The following is a 17,307-nucleotide window of genomic DNA, read 5'->3' as shown; positions in this document are numbered from 1 at the left end:
TGTTCCCGATCCGCGCAGCCTCACGGCGATGCACCCGTAGTGGGTGCGACACCGGACAACGCACGGTGGTGCATGTACCAGCGGGCGGCGCCCTGCACGCCGTGGCTACCGTGTTCGGTGACCCATACCGGCACCTCGGCAAGGAGGGCCCGCACGCTGCGCCCATGCAGAAAGCGTTCTTCGAAGGCGCTGCGCGCGAGCAGGTCGAACATGGAGGACAGGAAGCCGCCCGCCAGGAAAATCCCGCCGGTAGGCATGGTCGTCATGGCGAGATTGCCCGTGAAACTACCGAGCGCCGCGCAGAACACGTCGACCGCTTCCATCGCGTAAGGGTCGGCTTGCGCCGCGGCCGCGGTGGTGACCGCTCTCGGTGTCGCCAACGTCGGCAGCTCGCCGTCGATGCTGCACAGCGCCTCGTAGAGGGTCAGCAGTCCCGGTCCCGATACGATACGTTCGACCGGTACGTAGCCACCCTCAGGCGCGAGCCACGCCAGCACCGCGCGCTCGCGCAGCGAGTGAGGCGCAAAATCCATCTGACCGGCTTCCGTCGCGAAGACCGCCGCATGGGGCGATCCGGGCACATAGACCGCCGCGCCCAGGCCGGTGCCCGGACCGACCACCAGCGACGGTCCCAGGCCGCGTACGGAAGGACCGCAAAGGTGCCTACCGCTCGCCGCCAACGGTCCCTCGATGGCATAGGCCAAGGCTTCGAAATCGTTGAGAAGCGCGACCTCGGCCAAACCGAGCGTGGCGCGCAGGATGTCGGACCGAACGGGCCAGGCGAGATTGTCGTTCACCACCTCGTCGCCCATCGCCTGGCCGGCGCACGCCAGCACACAGTGCGAGACCGGTTCACGAACCTCGGCCACGATGAATGTCTGGAGCATGGCGGTGAGCGAGGGAAAGTCGGCGCAGGTGAACACCCGATAGGCGAGCGTCTCGATGCCGTCCGGTCGCCCGTCGGTGGCGGCACGCACAAGCGCGACGTGGCCGTTCGTGCCGCCGATATCGCCCGCAAGAAAGTTCATCCCCCGATGTCCCCCACCCTTTTGGTCCCCTGGGTGAATCACCCCATCCAAGTGCCCCCGCACCGGATTGGTCATCAGGGTGTAATGGGACTGACACCGGTGTCAAGGCATGGCGCAACAGGGGCAGCAGGGGCAGCAGATCGCTCGCGAGCCGTGGCCGGCGAGAAAAGCGGTGTTCGTGAAAATCCTTCTATGCGAGCTGCGCGAGGCAGAGGCGGAGTCCGCTTCCGCCGGCCGAGCCCGATATCGGGTGACCGATCGTGAAGCGGACACCGCTAACGCAGGTGCTTACTCTTCGCTGGCCAGACGCTGGCGCAGCAGCCGCACCTTATCCAGCTTCAAGGACGCCGCGGCGTTCGTGTCGACACGGCTGACGGTGATGGCAAGAGTGGTCGATGACGACGGCACCTGGTCGAGGACGAACCCGCCGGACGGGGTGCTCCACTCACCGTCCACGACGTAGTCCCTGGAAAAAACGACGGGGCTTTCCGGTCCGTCGAGCACCTGCACCTTGAGACGGACCGTGGCCTCGCCGCCCTCGCTTCGCACGCGCAACTGCGGAACGAAGTTCATGGCGTGGTTGTCGGCCGTGGCGGGAGCATGGACCATCTGGAAAATCATCTGATCCGGTGCGAAGGAAAGCTGACCGTCGGCATCCCCAAGCTTCTCCCATGCGGGCGACGTGACCGAGGGAAAGCCCGAGCCCCAGGAAAATCGTGACGAGGCTTGTTCGAAATGCGCGTTCTCGATAGACACGCGGCATTCGGCGGTCGCCGATGACGGCGAGCAGAACGGGACGCTGGCAGCGGCCGCCGTTGCAGAGAGCGACAGCGCGAGGGCGAGGCAGGCGGTTGTGAAACGGGGGATGGACATTGACTAGACTCCCTGTCAGTCGTTGGGGGGAAAAGCCGGCGGTGCACCGGCCGACCGATTACACCCGAGTCCGGCCTCATCCAGGGCACCCGCTACATCGGGCGAGCCCAACCCTGACTGCCGGCGACGGCATCGGCCTACGGGCCGGCCCAGGCCCGAAAGCCCCTGGAACCGTCCATACCGGTGCGCACGCCACCCGCCCCATCCCCCGGTTATAATCACGGGTCTTGTCCGGAATATCCGAATCCATGAATCCCAACTTCCTCGATTTCGAACAGCCCATCGCCGAACTGGAAGCGAAGATCGAAGAACTGCGCCATGCCAGTAGCGGGCAAGCGTTCAACATCGACGAGGAAGTGGGCCGGCTTCGCGAGAAGTTGAAGGTCAAGACCGCCGAGATCTTCCGCAACCTCACGCCGTGGCAGATCAGCCAGGTGTCCCGCCACCCGGCGCGGCCGTACACGCTCGACTACATCCAGGGCATGTGCGAGGAATTCCACGAGTTGAAGGGCGACCGCATGTTCGCGGACGACCAGGCCATCGTCGGCGGCCTCGGTCGCATCAACGGTCGCTCGATCATGATCGTCGGCCACCAGAAAGGCCGCGATACCAAGTCCAAGGTCAAGCGCAACTTCGGCATGCCGCGCCCCGAGGGGTATCGCAAGGCGCTGCGTCTGTTCAAGCTCGCCGAGCGGTTCCAGATTCCGGTGTTCACCTTCATCGACACCGCGGGCGCATGGCCCGGCATCAATGCGGAAGAGCGCGGGCAGTCCGAAGCCATCGCGCGCAACCTGCTGGAGATGGCAGAGTTGCGCGTGCCGATCGTCTGCACTGTCACGGGCGAGGGCGGCTCGGGCGGCGCGCTGGCTATCGGCGTGGGCGACCGTACGCTGATGCTGCAGTACTCCACGTACTCGGTCATCACACCCGAGGGTTGCGCGTCGATCCTGTGGAAGAGCGCCGACAAGGCGAAGGACGCCGCGGAGGTCATGGGCCTCACCGCGCCGCGCCTGCTCGAAAACGGCCTCATCGACAAGATCGTGCGCGAGCCGCTCGGTGGCGCACACCGCAACCCGCAGTCGATGGCCGTCCGTCTCAAGGCCGTGCTGCTGAACCAGCTCGACGAACTGGAAAGCCTGCCGATCGACGAACTGCTGGAGAAGCGCTACCAGCGCCTGCGCGGCTACGGCGCCTTCAACGAGGGCTGATGTCACCGGGCGGTCGCCCGGGTCCGTGTACCATCGGTGCACCGTCAACCCTGGATACCGCCATGGCTAACGACGCCAACAAGCTGGCCGTGCTCATCGATGCCGACAACGCACGGCCGGCCATCGTGGACGGCCTGCTCGCCGAAGTCGCCAAATACGGCACGGCACACGTCAAACGTATTTACGGCGACTGGACAGGACCCAACCTCAACGGCTGGAAAACGGCTCTGCTCGACCACTCGATCCAGCCCATCCAGCAGTTCGCCTATACCTCGGGCAAGAACGCCACCGACTCGGCGATGATCATCGACGCCATGGACCTGCTCTACTCGGAGCGCTTCGACGGCTTCTGCATCGTCTCCAGCGACAGCGATTTCACCCGTCTTGCCTCGCGCATCCGCGAGGCTGGCCTCATCGTCTACGGGTTCGGCGAACAGAAAACGCCCAAGGCGTTCGTTTCGGCGTGCGACAAGTTCATCTACACCGAGGTGCTCGTCGGCACGGAGCAAAGCGAAGCCGAAGTGGCCGCCGCGCCGAAGAGCGGGAACGAACTGCGTGGCGACACGAAACTGATGAACCTGCTGCGCAACGCGATCGACGCGGCATCCGATGAGAACGGATGGGCCGCGCTAGGGGGTATCGGCAGCATCCTCAGCAAGCGCTCGCCCGACTTCGACTCGCGCAACTACGGGTATTCGAAACTGAGCGGGCTCATCAACGGCATCGGCTTGTTCGACGTCGAGGAACGCCAGTTCGGCAACGCGAAGCATCTCTACGTGCGCATGCGTGGCAAGGGGAAATGAGCGCCACGCTCGCCGATCATCTTGCAAGTGAGCTCGAGGCCGCCGGGGAGGCTCCGCTCGTGGTGGGCTACAGCGGCGGCCCGGATTCCACCGCCCTGCTCCACGCGCTCGCGATACGCACCCCACGCCCCGCACTGCGCGCGCTTCACGTCGACCACGGCCTGCATGCGGAAAGCGGCATCTGGGCGGTGCATTGTCGTCGCTTCTGCGAATCCCTCGACATTCCGTACGAGACCTTGCGTGTCACGGTCGACCTGACCCGCGGCGAAGGCGTGGAAGCCGCGGCGCGACGCGCACGGCGCGCCGCCTTCGCGGCGTCGCTTCGACCGGGTGAACGGCTGGTGCTCGCCCACCATCGCGAGGATCAGGTAGAGACGGTGCTGCTCAAGCTCCTGCGGGGCGCGGGGCCGGAAGGCCTCGCCGGCATGCGTGCCCTGCGCCCCCTGGGTGCCGGCATGCTGTGGCGCCCCTTGCTCGGCCTGCCACGCGCCGCCCTACTCGAACACATCGCCGCGTTCGATCTGGAGACGGTGCACGACCCGTCCAACGACGACCCGCGTATCGCGCGCGGTTACCTGCGCGGCACCGTCATGCCAGCGCTGACGGCACAGTGGCCGCAGGCGGCGGTCAGCATCGCACACAGCGCGCGCCTCTGCGGCGAGGCCGCCGAGAGCCTGCGCGAGGCCTGGCTTCAGGCGCTTGCCGGGCTGCGCGACGACCGCAACAGTCTCGACGCGAGCGCGTGGCTGGACCTCCCCTTGGCGTGGCGCGCCCCGCTGCTCGAACACTGGCTGCACGCCCAGGGGCTCACCGCGCCCACTACCGCGCAACGCGAGACGCTGGAACGGCAGGTACGCGAGGCAGCGGCCGAACGGCTGCCGCTGGTGGGCTGGGCGGACACGGAACTGCGCGTGTGGCGAGGCCGGCTCTGGGCCATGCCCCGGCGCGCCGGCTTCGACACCGACTGGTCTGCGCCGTGGCGCGGTGAGCTTCTTGCGCTGCCGTGTGGCGGCACGCTGATGCTGTCCGGCGCGCGGCTCCCGGAACCGGTGACCGTGCGCTACCGGCGGGGCGGCGAGGCCCTCCGCCCCCACGGCGATCGGCATACGCGCGAACTGCGCGACCTCTTCCAGCAAGCCGGCGTACCGCCCTGGGAGCGTCAGCGCATCCCGCTGATCGAGCATGCTGGGAGGCTCGTCGCCGTGGCCGACAAGTGGTTGAGCGAGGAAGGGAAAAGGCTGTTCGCCGATGTGGGCGGAAGCCTGCTGTGGCATCGCGACGATTGATCGAAAGCCCTGCGTGAGCTAGTTTTGCGGCCATGCCGAAGTCTCCCGCCCCCACCGCTCCCACCGCCTCGATTGCCGAGTTCGAGCATTCGCTCGACGAACTCGAGCAGTTGGTCACGCGCATGGAAGGCGGGGAGCTGAGCCTCGACGAATCGTTGAAATCGTTCGAACGCGGTATCGGCCTCTACCGGCACTGCCAGACAGCGCTGGAGCAGGCGGAATTGCGCGTGCGCCTGCTGCTCGATCCCGAAGCCCCCGATACCGCCGAACCCTTTGACTCCCGCATCGACTGACCTTCCGGCGCCGCTCAAGGCGCTGGTCGGCCGGGCCGACGACGCGCTCGCACGCGTCCTCCCCGGCGAAGAACTCCCGCCCGCCGACCTGCACAAGGCCATGCGCTATGCCGTGCTCGGCGGGGGCAAGCGTCTGCGTCCGCTGCTCGTTTACGCTGCCGGCCACGCGCTCGGCTGCGACGGAACGATCCTCGACGCACCAGCCTGCGCCGTTGAAGTCATCCACGCCTATTCGCTCGTGCACGACGACTTGCCGGCTATGGACGACGACGATCTCCGCCGCGGCAGACCCACCTGTCATGTGGTGTTCGGCGAAGCCATGGCGATCCTCGCGGGCGATGCCCTGCAGGCGCTGGCCTTCGAGATTCTCGCCATCTCCAACGACGACGACGACGACGATCCGCGGCAACGCATCGCCATGCTCCGCACCCTCGGCGCTGCGTGTGGCGCGGAAGGCATGGCCGGCGGTCAGGCCTTCGATCTTTCCGCGGTCGGCCGCCGACTCTCGCTCGACGAACTCGAACGCATGCATGCATACAAGACCGGTGCGCTCATCCGCGCATCCGTCCGATTGGGTGCGCTGGCCGCCGGGTGCGTCGACGACGCCACCCTTGAACGACTGGATCGCTACGGCCACGCAGTGGGTCTCGCCTTCCAGGTGCGCGACGACATTCTCGACGTGGAAGGCGAGTCCGCCGTCATCGGCAAGACCGCCGGCAAGGACGCTGCCGCCGACAAACCCACCTTCCCGTCGATCATCGGCCTCGATGCGTCGCGTGCGCGATTGAAGACGCTGGTCGAAGACGCACTCGATGCGATCGCGCCGCTGGGCGAACGCGGCGAGTGGCTCGCGGAACTGGCGCACTACGCCGCGCGGCGTCAGCACTAGCGGGGCCACGCTGTTCGGCGACGGCGCGGCGAGGCATGTGGCGCTCGCTGTGAACTGCTCGTTCCGCGTCGGGAAAAAAAGGACGCCCGCCAAGGCGGGCCTCCTTTTTCTGCGTACCGCCTGCTCGATCGATCAGGCAATCAGGCGCAGCGTGAACGGATAGCGGTAGCTGCCCGTCTGGCTGACACGAATGGCAGCCACGATGCAGAAGATGAGGTTGAACAGCCACAGCAGCGGCGTGAGGAACGCGCCGATGATGACGAAGGCGAGCACCCAGCAGATCACGTAGCCGATAAGCACGGTGATCTGGAAGTTCAGCGCTTCCTTGGCTTCCGTGACGAGATAGGTCTTGTCGGCACGGTCCTTGTGGATCAGCCACACGATGAGCGGCACGATGATGCTGAAAATGATCCCCGAGAGATGGGTCAGCATGGCGATGTTCTTGTCATCGGTGTTCACGGCCGCGTGCCCCGTGGGCTCGTACGGCGGTGGCGACGGCGGAATCTGATCGGACGGCGTACTCATGATGAACCTCCCCAGGTGATGTCAGCACTCACTCTCGGGCCCGCCCGCCTGCCTGTCAAGCTGACGACCGGCCTATGTGCCGGTCGTCTGTGACACCGGTCACTCGCCTGCGATGGTCATCTTCTCCACCAGCCAGGAGCCCGTGAGGATGTGCGAGCGGCGATCGACGTCGGCACCGACCGCCACCAGATTTGCGTACATGTCGCGCAGGTTCGCGGCAATGGTGATTTCCTCGACCGGATACGCGATCTGGCCGTTTTCGACCCAGAAACCCGACGCGCCGCGCGAGTAGTCGCCAGTCACGATCGAAACGCCCTGCCCCATCACGTCGGTGACGAGCAGCCCCGTGCCGAGACGGCGCAGCATGCCGGCAAAATCGTCGTCACCCGTCTTCACATACAGGTTGTGCACGCCACCGGCATTGCCCGTGGAGACCAATCCAAGCTTGCGTGCCGAATAGCTGCCGAGGATGTAGCGCTGCAGCACGCCGTCCACGATCAACGGTGCGTCCAGCGTCGCAACGCCTTCGGCGTCGAATACGGACGAACCCATGCCGCGCGGCACCAGCGGCTTCTCGTCGATACGGAACCAGGACGGCAGAATCTGCTTGCCCACATGATCCACGAGGAAGCTGGAGCGGCGGTACAGCGATCCGCCGCTGACCGCACCAAGCAAGTGGCCCAGCAGCGAACGGGCCACCTCCGGCGCGAACAGTACCGGCGCCTGCCGCGTCCCGAGGCGCCGCGCACCCAGACGGGAAAGCGTGCGTTCGGCAGCCTTGCGGCCGATCGCTGCGGGATCCATGAAATCGCTCGCGGAGCGCGCGCTGTCGTACCAGTAGTCGCGCTGCATGCCCTCGTCGTCACCCGCGATCACCGCCACGGAAAGCGAATGCCGCGTGCCGCGCTCGCGCCCGACGAAACCGTGGGAGTTGGCGTAGACGGACACGCTCTGCCCCGCGTTCACGCTCGCGCCGTCGGAGTTGGTGATCCCGGCGACGGCGCGACCGGCGTCCTCGATCTCCTGCCCCAGCGCGATCGCCCGATCGACGTCGAGATCCCAGGGATGCCACAGGTCGAGGTCAGGGAACGCGGTCGCCATGCGGTCCGCGTCGGCAAGACCGGCAGCGGGATCTTCTTCGGTGAACCGGGCGATGGCACAGGCCTGCTCGATGGTCGCCTGGATCGAGTCCGGATTCAGGTCCGCCGTGCTCGCGGAACCCTTGCGCTGGCCGAAATACACGGTGAGCGCGAAGCCGCGGTCGCGGGTGTGTTCCACCGTCTCGACCTCACCCAGCCGCACGTTCACATTCAGACCGACGTCGACGCTGGCCGAGACCTCGGCCTGGGTCGCGCCCGCCGCACGGGCGCGGCGGATCGTGTCCTCGGCCAGTTCGGCGAGGCGGTCGAGGTCCTGAAGGCTGGTATCGCGGGTGGCAACTTGGCTCACGTGGGCGTCCTGGGGGCTGGGCGGTTAGAATGTCAGGCCGTATCCGGCCGATCCCCATCAAAGTGGGGTCGCGTCGCCCGATCAAAAGCAACGCACCATCCATCCCATGGTGCCATGGATTTTCCTATGAGCGTCCGCGTGGGCTACTACCGCCACTTCAAGGGCATGCCCTATCGCGTGCTGGGCACGGCCCTGCACAGCGAAACGATGGAAGAGATGGTCATCTACCAGGACCTGTACGACCAGCGCCGCCTCTGGGTGCGCCCCGCTGCGATGTTCGCCGAGACGGTCGAACGCGACGGCAAGACCTTCCCCCGCTTCGCCTTCGAGCGCGAGGCCGACTTCCCTTCCATTACGGTGGCCCTGCCATGAAGCCCTCCGATGAGCGCCCGAACGACGAGCACGAAGAAGACTTCGGCCCCAGCCGCAGCGAAAAGCGCCGCAATGCGCTCGACATCCTGAAGCTTGCCGGCCAGCTCATGGAGCTGCCGCCCAGCCGCATTCCCAAGCTCAACCTGCCCGAAGACATCGTCGACGAGATCGGCCGCACCCGGAAGGTCACCTCGCATATCGCGCGTAAGCGCCAGCTCGCCTTCCTGGCGAAACAGATGCGCCGGCACGGCGACGAGGCATTCGTGGACGCTCGCGCTGCACTCGGCGAAGATCGCGACCGCCAGCGCCAGGAAGCCGCCCACATGCACCGGCTGGAAGCCGCGCGCGAGCGCCTGCTCGAAGGCGGCGACGTGGCGCTGGGCGAATTGTTCGATCGCCATCCCGATCTCGACCGTCAGCATCTCCGCTCACTGGTCCGCCAGGCCAAGGCCGAGCGCGATACGAACAAGCCGCTGCACGCCTTCCGCGAGATCTACCGCATCCTGAAAGAGCTCGAAGCGTCGTCCAACGACTGACCGGCCGTCGGCGCCTGCAGGCTATCGGGTCATCCCCATCGCCAGCAGGCTGGCTCCCACCGAGCAGGATTCCTCCGATCCGGTGCGCACCTGCCCGTGATGCCAGCAGGCTGCCTCATCCTGGTGCTCACGGTGTTCCTTGTGTCGCCGGTGTTGGCGGTGGGAGCCAGCCTGCTGGCGATCAGGGGCAGTGAGAACGACATGAGCGGAACCTGCGCCACCGCTTGATCTTCGCACCGACACATGCAGGAGCCGTCACGGCGAGAAGCCCACAGAACCCATGTGGGAGCCGCCATGGCGGCGAGAAGCCAACGGAGCGGCGATGCAGAATCCCCCATCGCCCAGCCCCTCCGCCACCCAACCTCCACGGCGAGCTCCCCTCGCCGCCATGGCGGCTCCCACAACAGCGGCGAACCGTTGGCTTGCTGCACATACACGAAGAACAAAAAGGGCGGTGGATTTCTCCACCGCCCTTCGTTGTTTCCGCACTGATACGGCTTACCAGCCGATGCCTAGCTCCAGATGTTCCGGCTGCGTCTCGATCAGCGTCGAGCTCTGGTCGGATACATCGTCATAGGCGAAGCCATACGCCTTGCCGTTCACGCCATGCAGGTGCCAGAAGCGCGAGTAGTAGTTCGCTGGCGACTGCGTGTAGAACGTGCTCGGATCCTTCCACTGGGTCACGTCTTCCATCACGTGACGGTTGAACGCCGCGCAGATCTGCGCCTCGAGCTGGCCTTCGACACCCCAGGGATCGCTCGACCGGGCCAGTGCGCCCTTGCCTTCGAGCACGTCCTGCGTGCTTGGCTTGCTCACCTTGAACAGCATCCCCTGCGGTTCGTCCGGCTCGTGCGTGTCCGCCCAGTTGGTATGGGTGAAGGTCAGCACGCCATCGACCACGGTACCCTCGAACTGCTTGTTGCCGATGGTCATCTGCAACACGTGGTTCTGGTAGTACGTCCACGACTGGTCGATGTAGTCGTCGAAGTAGTGCTCCTGCGGCTTGCCGATGTCGAACGCCGCCTTGCCCGGCGCCAGGATGCGGATCGGATCGGCCTCGGCCAACTGGAACTCCGCCGGCACTTCCTGGTTGTACTGCGCAAAGATCTGCGCGCGCGTCTGTGTGATGCCCGATGCCTCGTGCCTGGACTTGTCGCCGCCATACACATCGAGCGACAGCGGGATCGAGAACTGATCGACCTGCGTCGTGTTGATGAAGATGGCGTTGTCGTTCCAGGTGAACTCGTACCAGTCGTAGTACACGCCGATGTTCGGATCGGTGTCGTTGAGCGGGTTGGGGCCCGCGAAACCGATCGAACCGTCGGCCGCCTTCAGGATCTTGATGTACATCGGTTCACCGACCGAGACGAAGATGCGGCCCGAATCCATCTTCGGCAGCTTGAGCAGCTTGGCCTGCGCCAGCGTGAAGAAGTAGTTCGGATAGTTCTGGCCGTTCTTGGTCAGGTGCCCCGCGCCATCGTTGTCCTCCACCGCGGCGGCCGTGAGCGTGCCGTCCGGCTTCACCCACGAGAACGCGTGCGACGTTGGATCGCGGCCGATCACGGCGACGAAGATCTGGTCGTCGCGCCATTTGCCGTTGGTCACGTTGCGCAGTTGCGTGCCGACAAAGCCCGGATAGGTTTCGTAGCTGAAACCCTGAGCCGGATCGTTCGCCTGCGGATTCTGCGGCGGCGTGCCCGTGCCATCGTCGGTAGCGGCATAGACGCCCATTTCCCACAGCGAATAGCCGTAGGCCGTGGAACGCTTCAGGCCCGTCATTCGCACGTACTGGGCAGAGACGGCCGGGAAGGTCACGGTTTCCACACCGCCCTGCCCGTTCTCGTTGTCGTACGCCACGTTCCAGGTCTTGCCGTCGATCGATACATCGATGCGGTAGGCCAGCGCATGCGCGTTCTCCCACGAGAGCACTACCTTGCCGATCGTCTTCACCGAGCCGAGATCGATCTGGATCCACTGATCATCCGTGAAGCCCGAGGACCAGCGGGTTCCGCCATCGCCATCGTTCACGTTCTCCGGCTTGAAAGCGATCGGGTTTTCGCTGTCGGAAGCCAGCACAGTGCGGTGGAGGGCGAGGTTGCCCGTAGCGGGCACCGTCGTGTCGGGCTGCTGCGGTGTAGTCTGCGGTGGCTGGTCGACGATCGGCTGCGTCGGTTGCACCGCCGCTGCCTGGTACACCTCGAACTCGAACAGCGAATTGCCGTAGTCGGTGTTGCGGGCCGTGCTGTTCATGCGCACGAACTGGGCCGTCTGCGGTGCGAACGACTGCATGTCGACGCCGCCCTTACCTGCGATCGGGCCTTTCACGGTACGCCACTGCTTGCCGTCGTCCGACACGTCGATCGTGTATTGGGCTGACGAGGCGGTTTCCCAGCGCATGATCACGTGGTCGAAGGTCTTCGGCGTACCGAAGTTCACCACGAGATCCGCCGGATCGACTTTCGGCGCCGAACTCCAACGCGTGGTGAAGTCACCATCGATGGCTGCCGACGGACCCAGATCGCCCCGCTCGCTGGCCACCGAGGACGAGGCGATCGCGCCGATCGCGATGTTCACGCCACCCTTGCCATCGCCCGGCGTGCCCGGACTCGGCGGATTGCCGGTGCCATCGCCGCCGTTGCCATTGCCGTTACCCGGCTGGGTGGCGACCGGCGCGCCGAACACGGGATCGAAGCCATCGGTGGAGGTGTCCACGGCCAGCGTGACGTCGCTGCTGGTCGTCGAAAGCCCCTGTGCGCTCACCACCTTCACCCGGAGGCGCGTGCCGTCGTTGGCCGTGGTCAATGCCGGCGTGGCATAGGTGCCGTCGGACGTGCTGGAGAGGAACGACTCAACGTCCACACCATCGGCGTTCTTGCTGACGCCGTACCAGTCGTAGCTCAGAGGGCCGGTACCGGTGGCAGCGACGGCGAAGTGCGCGGAGCGACCCACACCGGCCTTCTGGCTGGTGGGCTGTGCGCTGATGACCGGCGCGAAGACCTTCGCACCCTTCACGCAGAGCACGTGACCCGGATTGTTCTCCGCCACTTCACGACTCTTCACACCGAGCGAATTCACCTGGAAGGCGAACTGCGAGTCGCTCGGATCGGTGCCTTCGGTCCAGGTCGTCCATGCGCCCGGGAATGCGGCGGTGGAGTAGTTCTGGCCGCTGATCGCAAGCGCTTCGTCGACGGTCGGCAGACGCATGCTGTCCTTCGCGCAGGTCTGGATCGCGACAGACTGCGTGAACTGCGCGCCTTGATCAGTGAAGCCACGCTGCACGCGATCCCATTGCAAGCCGCTCAGCGTGTCGGTCACCAGGTTCGAACCGACGGTCGTCGTGTAGCGATCGGTCGTCGCGCAGCAGCCCGCGGAGTCGTATACCTCAAATTCGTACAACGAGTAACCGTAGTCCGTGGCGCGCTTGATGCCCTGCATGCGGACATAGCGACCGGTAACCGGGTGGTCGAAGGTGAAGTCCTCCGTACCGCCATTGCTGGTCTCGGCGTGGTACGCATCCTTGAAGCCGGTGTTCGGATCGTCCGAGTACTGGATCTTGTACTCGGAAGCGTGGGCGTTCTCCCACTTCAGCACCACGCGATTGAAGGTGCGCGAAGCGCCGAGATCGACGGTGATGAACGCATTGTCGTCACCGATCTTGGAGCCCCAGCGCGTACCTTCATTGCCGTCCACCGCCTGCCACGCGGCCGTGCCCTGCGCATTTTCCACCTCCGACGACAGCGTCTGCTTTTCGCGGGCCAGGTTTGCCCCCGGCGGCGCCAGCGTAAGCTTCGCCGATGCGGTAACGGCCGCGGCATCGCCGGTAATGTTGCTCACCGTGACGCTGTACGTACCGACGTCGGCCTGCTGCACCGAGGCGATCGTGAGCGTCGGTTGGTCGTCGCCGACCGGCTGTCCGCCGTGCGACCACGTGTAGTGGAACGGTGCCGTGCCCGCGACCAGCGTGGAGACGTCGAACGTCGCCGGCTGACCGGGGTTCGCACGCACATCCGGCATCGCGCCGGTAAACACCGGCGGGCGCGCGCCATTCACGGTAAGGCGAACGGCGTCCGACAACTGCTGGCTGCCGCTATTGCTGACGAACACGCTGTAGCTCTTGCCGCTATCGGCCTGCGTAAGCACCGGTGTGTCGTAGGTCGGCCCGGTGGCATTGGGAATCGCCACACCGTCCTTCATCCACTTGTACTGCACCTTCGGCGAGCCCGACGCCACGACGGCGAAGTGCGCCACCTGCCCTTCGTCCACGTTCTGCGGCTGCGGCTGCGTGGCGATCACCACGGGCTTGAAGGGGAAGACGTGAAGCGTGGCGGGTGCCGATTCCTGATCCGAACCCTGGCCGTGCACGACCACCGAGTAGCGCGAGCCGTCGTCGGCAAGCGTCGTGGCCGGCGTGGTGTAGCTCGCCCCCGTAGCCCCGGCAATCTCCACGCCGTTCTTCTTCCAGGTGAAGCTGAGCGGCGGTGCGCCCGAGGCTGTCACCGAGAAATGTCCGGTATCGCCCACGGTCACGCTGTCGTCGACCGGATCGGCAATGACCGAGGGCGGACCCGACGGCGTCGGCGCCTTCGGCACCGGCGAAATGGTGAACGAGACGTGCCCGGGCAGCAGGCCTGCCGCCGACGCACTCACCGTCACGGTGCCGGTGTCGAACTTCGTACGCAGGGCGATCTTCTGCAGGCCGCCTTCGAATTGCAGTTCGTGCGAACCGGGTGAATGGTAGTAATGGTGCGGCTCGGCGATGCCGCCGTTCGGATCGGGCGTCTCGCCGTCGCTGTAATCGACGTACTGCTGCGTGCCGCCGTTGTAGGTCACCAGCGAGGCACCGCTGTCGACGTCGAAGGTCACCTTCTGCGCCGCATCCGGTACGACCACGCCCTGCGCATCGACCACCTTCGCAACGATGAACGCAGCGTCCGAGCCGTTCGCGGTGATGCGGAACGCGGTGCCGTCGGGCTTGACGATCGGGTCGGCCGTATTCACCACTTCCAGCTCGATGTGATGCGCCGGGCCGGCGGTGGTGAGCGTATCGGCGACCGGATTGCCGTTGGCATCCGTGCGCACGTTGCCGAGATTGTCGAGGCACTGGGCAGTCGCTGTGCCGGCCTGCCAGGTCACGTTCCAATGCACCTGACCCGGAAGCTTCGTCGTCTTCTGCGCCTGATCGGCACCGACGATCTTGCCGGTGAGGTGATCGGTATCGCCGTTTTCGAGGTTGTATGAGGCCTCGTCGATGGTGTCCCAGGTGTTCGGCACCTGATCGTTACCCTGCGGCACACCGTTGATGAGCAGGCGAACCTTGGGGCAATTGCTGAACGCATTGACCTGCACGTCGCCGCCGCGGTTCCAATGGTGCGCGAGCTTCACGACGGGGCGCAGCTCGTACGGCACCCACACGGACTCGTAGATGTAATACAGCATGCGCGGGAACCGATTCGCGTCCGTCATCGACGCGTTGTTGCCACGCGCATTGTGGCGGAAGCCCTTGATCGGTGTGCCGTCGGCACGCGTGGCAATACTGCCGTCGGGGTTGCGCTGGTAGACCCAGTGCGTGGCGTCTTCCAGACCCTCGACAAGCTCGATGGTCTCTCCAGGCGTATCCGCGAAATACCACTGCGCCATGCCAAAGGTGCCCACCTTGCGCGCTTGCGAATACGGCACGAGGTAGTTGAGCGCGAAGGCCAGTTCGTAATCGTACGAGTGACGCAACGTGCCGGGGCCCCAATACTCAGCGCCCCATGCGGGCTTGTTCGGGTATTCGGTAGAGTGCAGATAGGTCTCGCAGCCGGCCTTGGAGCAGCTCAGGATGTCGCCGTTGGCGGCGTTGGGCGTACGGTCGGCCGCGGCACGCGGCGCGATGCTGTCCCAACTCCGGGCCAGCGCACGAAGCTCCTGCGCAAAGGCGGTATTCATCGCACCGTTGTTGTGTTCCCACGCAAGGATCGACGGGTGGCTGCGATCGCGGATCACGATGTCGCGGTGGACCTCGCGCTTGATCGTCCACATGTCCGCGCAAGCCTGGTCGCCTGCCGCGCAGGCATTCGCAAAGCCGTTCTCGCCGTCGCCGCTGGGCTGCACGATGAACACGCCCAGCGCGTCCGCCGCTTCGACGAACTCGGGGCTCGACGGCGAATGACCCGGACGCCAGAGGTTGCCGCCCGCCGCCGCCATCTGTTTCAGATCGCGCCACTGCTGCTCTTCGGGCACCGAGGAACCGAGGCCCGGATAGTCATAGCGACCCGAGCCGCCCCACATGTATTGCTTCTTGCCGTTGACGTACGGGAAGTCCTTGTCCCAGGTGATGGTGCGGATGCCGAGCGTGCTCTGCTTCGCATCCACCACCGTGCCGTCGATGCTGACCGTATGCAGCACGCGGTAGAGATACGGCTTGCCGTCGACGCTGTTGTTCGGATACCAGAGCGTCGGGTTGGCCACCGTCAGCGTCTCGTCGAAGACGGGGTTCTGATCGCCGGGAACCACACCGGGCGCCAGCGTCGCCTGCTTCTGATCGCTCGCCACGAGGTTGCCGTCGGCATCGACGATCTGCGTCGTCAACGTGACCGCCTGCGGTGCCGTCGTTTCGTTGACGACGTTGGTCTGCACGCGGATGGTGGCCTGCTTGTGATCCGCACTGAGCGCCTGCGTGCCCACGTACGTGCCCCAGGTGTTCTGGCCCGCGTACACGTTCTCGGGAATGTGCACGAGGTTGGTCACGTGCAGCTTGACCGGGCGGAAGATGCCGGCTTCGGCTTGACCGAAGCGGAACGAACCGGAGAAGCCAGGATCCTCGAAGAACCCACCGCCACTACGGCTGACCTTCACCGCCAGCACATCGGTGCCATCGAATTTCAGGTAAGGGGTCAGGTCCACGATGTGTGGCAGGAAGCCGATCACGTGTGTGGCCTGCGCATCCGGCTTGCCGGGCTGGTTCAACACGCCCGTGCCGGGGATGAACCGGCCGTTGACGTACACGCGATCGCCCGTGTGCGCACCTTCGAACTCCACCATGACCTTCTTGCCACGGTACGACGCGGAATCGGCGAGCCTGGTGCGATACCAGCTCGTCTCGCCATCGAGGCTGCCCTGGCCGCCGCCGGACTCCTGGTTGATGAAGGTCGTGAAATCGTTGGCCGCGTGCGGCAGGCCGACCGTGAGCCACTTGCTGTCGTCGAAGCCGACGGCGGCACCGTCGTCGCCATTCGGCACCGGTGCGTAGACGACCGGGTCGTTCGGATTGACGATGGCCTGCTTGGTGTACTTCCAGGGCTGAGCGCCGAGGTTGATGTCCTGTCGGTCCGATGGCGCAAGCGTGACGGCCTGGGCCGTCGCGGTCACGCCAAGGAACACCATGGCGAGCACGGCGGAAAGCCGTGCTCGCGGAGGTGCGCTCCGGTGTGCTGCGGGTAATCGCTTCATTGGGCGGGGGTCCCCTGTCTGGTCCACGTGGGAACGGCGCAGTTCGCGACGCGAACGACACGGAGCCGGCGTCGGGCGCCAGCCTGCCTCGAGTCATCGCGATGAGTGGACTGTTCGACCCTGATGCCGGTCTGTGCGAGCCCCTGCAGCTCAACCGGGTTTAGCCGTCCATACGCCGTCGCGGCGGATCATCCGCCCGACGATTGGCAGCCACAATACTAAATAGGGGTAGTCAGCCGAAAACGCGGACCATACGCACGCGTTCCGTGACGCACGTCCGGTTTATGCGCCAGCCCCCCCCTCACAACAAAGAGCAGCAACGAAGCGCATGTGGGAGCCGCCATGGCGGCGAGAAGCCAACAAAGCGGTGTAGCCGTGAGGCAAGCCCTCATCGCCAGCAGGCTAGCTCCCACCAGTAACCTTCCCTCGCCGCCATGGCGGCTCCCACAACGGTGTCATCGCTCGTCGTCGTGCGAGAAAGAGATTCGCTGCGGAGATCAAGCGCGCCGCAGTGCAGACACCGAATCCGCGTAGCTCCTACGCCGAAGGGCCTATCGGAGTGCGGCGATACATCGCATACGTTGGTCAAGGACCACGACCCTGACCGGCAGGAC

General features: G+C 65.5%; 12 protein-coding genes. 7 read left to right on the top strand and 5 right to left on the bottom strand.

The annotated features are described in order from the left end of the window. Positions 1 to 20: 20 nt before the first annotated feature. Positions 21 to 1,028, bottom strand: a complete 1,008-nt coding sequence (locus tag IM816_RS04380) for a glucokinase (RefSeq protein ID WP_250339918.1) — start codon at positions 1,026 to 1,028, stop codon at positions 21 to 23. A gap of 288 nt (positions 1,029 to 1,316) precedes the next feature. Next, on the bottom strand, positions 1,317 to 1,901 hold the full coding sequence (locus IM816_RS04375; RefSeq protein WP_250339917.1) for a hypothetical protein: 585 nt from the start codon (positions 1,899 to 1,901) through the stop codon (positions 1,317 to 1,319). Between the two features lie 248 nt (positions 1,902 to 2,149). Between IM816_RS04375 and IM816_RS04370 the strand changes: the two genes are divergently transcribed. From IM816_RS04370 to ispA, 5 genes are all read left to right on the top strand, one after another. Beyond that, entirely contained in the window at positions 2,150 to 3,109 is a 960-nt protein-coding gene (locus IM816_RS04370; protein WP_072322864.1) for an acetyl-CoA carboxylase carboxyltransferase subunit alpha, read from the top strand. A gap of 62 nt (positions 3,110 to 3,171) precedes the next feature. After that, entirely contained in the window at positions 3,172 to 3,912 is a 741-nt protein-coding gene (locus tag IM816_RS04365; RefSeq protein WP_072323193.1) for an NYN domain-containing protein, read from the top strand. After that, positions 3,909 to 5,198, top strand: a complete 1,290-nt coding sequence (gene tilS, locus IM816_RS04360; RefSeq protein WP_250339916.1) for a tRNA lysidine(34) synthetase TilS — start codon at positions 3,909 to 3,911, stop codon at positions 5,196 to 5,198. The genes IM816_RS04365 and tilS overlap by 4 nt, the downstream gene beginning before the upstream one ends. 32 nt (positions 5,199 to 5,230) lie before the next feature. Beyond that, the gene (locus tag IM816_RS04355) at positions 5,231 to 5,491 is read left to right on the top strand and encodes an exodeoxyribonuclease VII small subunit (RefSeq protein ID WP_072322862.1); all 261 of its coding nucleotides are present in this window, start codon (positions 5,231 to 5,233) and stop codon (positions 5,489 to 5,491) included. Further along, positions 5,472 to 6,380: a (2E,6E)-farnesyl diphosphate synthase gene (ispA, locus tag IM816_RS04350; RefSeq protein ID WP_250339915.1), complete on the top strand. Its 909-nt coding sequence runs from the start codon at positions 5,472 to 5,474 to the stop codon at positions 6,378 to 6,380. The genes IM816_RS04355 and ispA overlap by 20 nt, the downstream gene beginning before the upstream one ends. 132 nt (positions 6,381 to 6,512) lie before the next feature. Here the strand turns inward: ispA and IM816_RS04345 are convergent, their stop codons facing one another. Beyond that, the gene (locus IM816_RS04345) at positions 6,513 to 6,905 is read right to left on the bottom strand and encodes a DUF4870 domain-containing protein (RefSeq protein ID WP_072322860.1); all 393 of its coding nucleotides are present in this window, start codon (positions 6,903 to 6,905) and stop codon (positions 6,513 to 6,515) included. Positions 6,906 to 7,004: 99 nt separating this feature from the next. Continuing rightward, on the bottom strand, positions 7,005 to 8,354 hold the full coding sequence (pmbA, locus tag IM816_RS04340) for a metalloprotease PmbA (RefSeq protein ID WP_250339914.1): 1,350 nt from the start codon (positions 8,352 to 8,354) through the stop codon (positions 7,005 to 7,007). A gap of 126 nt (positions 8,355 to 8,480) precedes the next feature. On the opposite strand from pmbA, the gene IM816_RS04335 reads away from it, so the two are divergent. Together IM816_RS04335 and yjgA are read left to right on the top strand one after the other, a co-directional pair. Then, complete coding sequence (locus tag IM816_RS04335) at positions 8,481 to 8,726, top strand: DUF1653 domain-containing protein (RefSeq protein ID WP_072322858.1); 246 nt, start codon at positions 8,481 to 8,483, stop codon at positions 8,724 to 8,726. After that, on the top strand, positions 8,723 to 9,262 hold the full coding sequence (gene yjgA, locus IM816_RS04330; RefSeq protein WP_250339913.1) for a ribosome biogenesis factor YjgA: 540 nt from the start codon (positions 8,723 to 8,725) through the stop codon (positions 9,260 to 9,262). The genes IM816_RS04335 and yjgA overlap by 4 nt, the downstream gene beginning before the upstream one ends. A gap of 498 nt (positions 9,263 to 9,760) precedes the next feature. Here yjgA and IM816_RS04325 read toward each other — a convergent pair whose 3' ends face one another. After that, positions 9,761 to 16,627: a beta-1,3-glucanase family protein gene (locus IM816_RS04325; RefSeq protein ID WP_250340696.1), complete on the bottom strand. Its 6,867-nt coding sequence runs from the start codon at positions 16,625 to 16,627 to the stop codon at positions 9,761 to 9,763. Positions 16,628 to 17,307: the final 680 nt, after the last annotated feature.

The sequence above is a fragment of the Luteibacter flocculans genome (genome assembly GCF_023612255.1).
GTDB lineage: Bacteria > Pseudomonadota > Gammaproteobacteria > Xanthomonadales > Rhodanobacteraceae > Luteibacter > Luteibacter flocculans.
Note: the sequence above shows the minus strand (reverse complement) of the source record. Positions and strands in the feature narration are given on the sequence as shown.

Bases quoted from the DNA above. Each gene is read 5' to 3' on its own strand.
- IM816_RS04380 (WP_250339918.1), bottom strand. From the start codon at position 1,028: ATGAACTTTCTTGCGGGCGATATCGGCGGCACGAACGGCCACGTCGCG.
- IM816_RS04375 (WP_250339917.1), bottom strand. From the start codon at position 1,901: ATGTCCATCCCCCGTTTCACAACCGCCTGCCTCGCCCTCGCGCTGTCG.
- IM816_RS04370 (WP_072322864.1), top strand. From the start codon at position 2,150: ATGAATCCCAACTTCCTCGATTTCGAACAGCCCATCGCCGAACTGGAA.
- IM816_RS04365 (WP_072323193.1), top strand. From the start codon at position 3,172: ATGGCTAACGACGCCAACAAGCTGGCCGTGCTCATCGATGCCGACAAC.
- tilS (WP_250339916.1), top strand. From the start codon at position 3,909: ATGAGCGCCACGCTCGCCGATCATCTTGCAAGTGAGCTCGAGGCCGCC.
- IM816_RS04355 (WP_072322862.1), top strand. From the start codon at position 5,231: ATGCCGAAGTCTCCCGCCCCCACCGCTCCCACCGCCTCGATTGCCGAG.
- IM816_RS04345 (WP_072322860.1), bottom strand. From the start codon at position 6,905: ATGAGTACGCCGTCCGATCAGATTCCGCCGTCGCCACCGCCGTACGAG.
- IM816_RS04335 (WP_072322858.1), top strand. From the start codon at position 8,481: ATGAGCGTCCGCGTGGGCTACTACCGCCACTTCAAGGGCATGCCCTAT.
- yjgA (WP_250339913.1), top strand. From the start codon at position 8,723: ATGAAGCCCTCCGATGAGCGCCCGAACGACGAGCACGAAGAAGACTTC.
- IM816_RS04325 (WP_250340696.1), bottom strand. From the start codon at position 16,627: ATGGTGTTCCTTGGCGTGACCGCGACGGCCCAGGCCGTCACGCTTGCG.